The organism is Rhizobium sp. P1_E1 (assembly GCF_056406015.1).
In genome coordinates this window covers 1-2,134 of record NZ_JBFUAY010000429.1, presented here as the reverse complement: position 1 = coordinate 2,134, position 2,134 = coordinate 1, and the positions used below count along the sequence as shown (strand labels likewise).

General features: G+C 56.9%; 2 protein-coding genes. Both read left to right on the top strand.

The window, feature by feature from the left end; all coding sequences use genetic code 11:
• The coding region (repB, locus tag AC1D1Z_RS36680) for a plasmid partitioning protein RepB (protein ID WP_477853726.1) at positions 1–710 on the top strand (710 nt) is incomplete at its 5' end.
• A gap of 189 nt (positions 711–899) precedes the next feature.
• On the top strand, positions 900–2,114 hold the full coding sequence (gene repC, locus AC1D1Z_RS36675; RefSeq protein ID WP_130806927.1) for a plasmid replication protein RepC: 1,215 nt from the start codon (positions 900–902) through the stop codon (positions 2,112–2,114).
• The last annotated feature ends 20 nt before the right edge of the window (positions 2,115–2,134 follow it).

Here is a 2,134-nt window from a genome sequence, read left to right as displayed (position 1 = left end):
CTGAGGGGCAACAGGTTCCCGTCCAGGTCCGCAAACACCCCTCCTCCCCAGGTCGCTATCAGATCGTCTACGGTCATCGACGATGGCTCGCTGCTAGGCAGCTTGACAGGCCTGTTCGCGCTCTCGAAGTCGAGATTTCCGACCTCGACCTGGTTCTTGCACAAGGCATTGAAAACGCGGGTCGCCAAGACCTCACCTGGATCGAGCGCGCGCTGTTTGCCTCCCGAATGGACGATGCGGGGATCAAGCCTCGGCACATCTACGCTGCGCTTTCGATCGAGGACGCAGAACTGGCTCGGATGCGGAATGTCTACAGGATCGTTCCCGCGGATATCATCGAGGCCATTGGGCGGGCGCCGAAGATCGGGCGGCCACGTTGGCTCGACCTTGCCAAGACGGTTGCTGGCGACACGGGAGCGCTCGATGCATTGCGGGCGGTACTGGTTAGGAAGGGCGAGACGGCTGAGACCTCTGATCAACGGTTTCAGCGTGCATTGAACGCCATCAGGCCAGTATCGACTGGTCGGAGAGAGCCAAGCCCGATTACAGACAAGAGCGGAACGAAGCTTGGCGCCCTGTTGATATCCTCGAAGGAGGTTCGAATCTCGGCTGAGGGTTCACTCGGGGTCGACTTTTTGAAGTTTGTTGAGGCGGAACTCCCAGCGCTAACGGAGCGCTTTGTCCGCCTGCGAGAAGAAGAGAAACCCTGACAGCTGTCAGGGTTTGGAGATGAAAAAAGGACGAACTGTAAAAGAAAAAGGCCCCCAAACGTTGCCGTCGTGGAAGCCTCTCTCAATGTGTGACAACTAGAGAATCGCATTTCCCCGAATCCCAGTCAAGAGTCTTTGGCACCGTAATTTGGTGAGCAGGTTTCTTTTGCCTTTTTGAAGGTGAAGAAAATGCAGATTGGAAGTGTGACGACGCCCTTTGGGCGGCGGCCGGTGACGCTTGCCCTGGTGAAGCGGCAAATCGAGACGAGTAAAATCAAGCCGGGCAAGACAGCGGACAAATGGAAAGTCTTTCGGGACGCATCCGAAGCAAGGGAGCTGCTTGGGCTGCAGGATCGCAGCCTGGCCGTCCTTGACGCGCTCCTGAGCTTTCATCCAGACAAGGAATTGCGCCAGGATGCGCAGCTCATCGTTTTTCCGTCCAACGCGCAATTGACGCTGCGAGCCCACGGTATCGCCGGCGCTACCCTTCGCAGACATCTGGCCCTTCTCGTTGAGGCAGGACTGATCGTGCGGAAGGACAGCCCGAACGGAAAGCGCTACCCCCGGAAGGACAAGGCGGGTGCGATCGATAGCGCATTCGGCTTTGATCTGTCACCGTTGCTCATGCGAACAGATGAGCTTGCCATGATGGCGCAACAGGTCGTTGCAGATCGTTTCGCCCTCCGCCGGGCGAAGGAAAATTTGACGATATGCCGGCGCGACGTTCGAAAGCTCATTTCTGCCGCGATCGAGGAAGGTGCGTCAGGCAACTGGGAAAACATCGAAGCGATTTACATCGGTCTCGTGGGCAGGATTCCGCGCTCTCCGACGCTCGGTGATGTGAATTCAATCTTGGACGAGATGGAGATCTTGCTGCAGGAGGCCATCAACATCCTGGAAATGCAGCAAAAAGATGAAAATAATAGCACCAATGGTGACCACAATGAACGTCACATACAGAATTCAAATACCGAATCCACCAATGAACTTGAACCATGCTCCGAAAACGCGCAGGAAGCAAAGGCGGTGGACGATGATCGGCCGAAGCGGGGGCCAATCCGGAATTTTCCGCTTGGTATGGTGATGCGGGCTTGCCCCGAGATCGCGATATATGGGCCGGGCGGTACGATCGGAAATTGGCGCGAAATGATGGGTGCAGCGGTCGTCGTCCGGTCAATGCTCGGTGTCAGCCCGTCAGCCTATCAGGAGGCCTGTGAGGTTATGGGGCCGGAGAATGCAGCCACGGCGATCGCCTGTATCCTTGAGCGAATTGGGCATATCAATTCGCCGGGAGGATATCTGCGGGACCTGACACGCAAGGCAGCACGTGGCGAATTTTCACTTGGCCCGGCGCTTATGGCGCTGCTTCGGGTCGATGGCGATAGCAATCGCAGGACGGGATAGTTGGTTGCCTAGACTTGTGG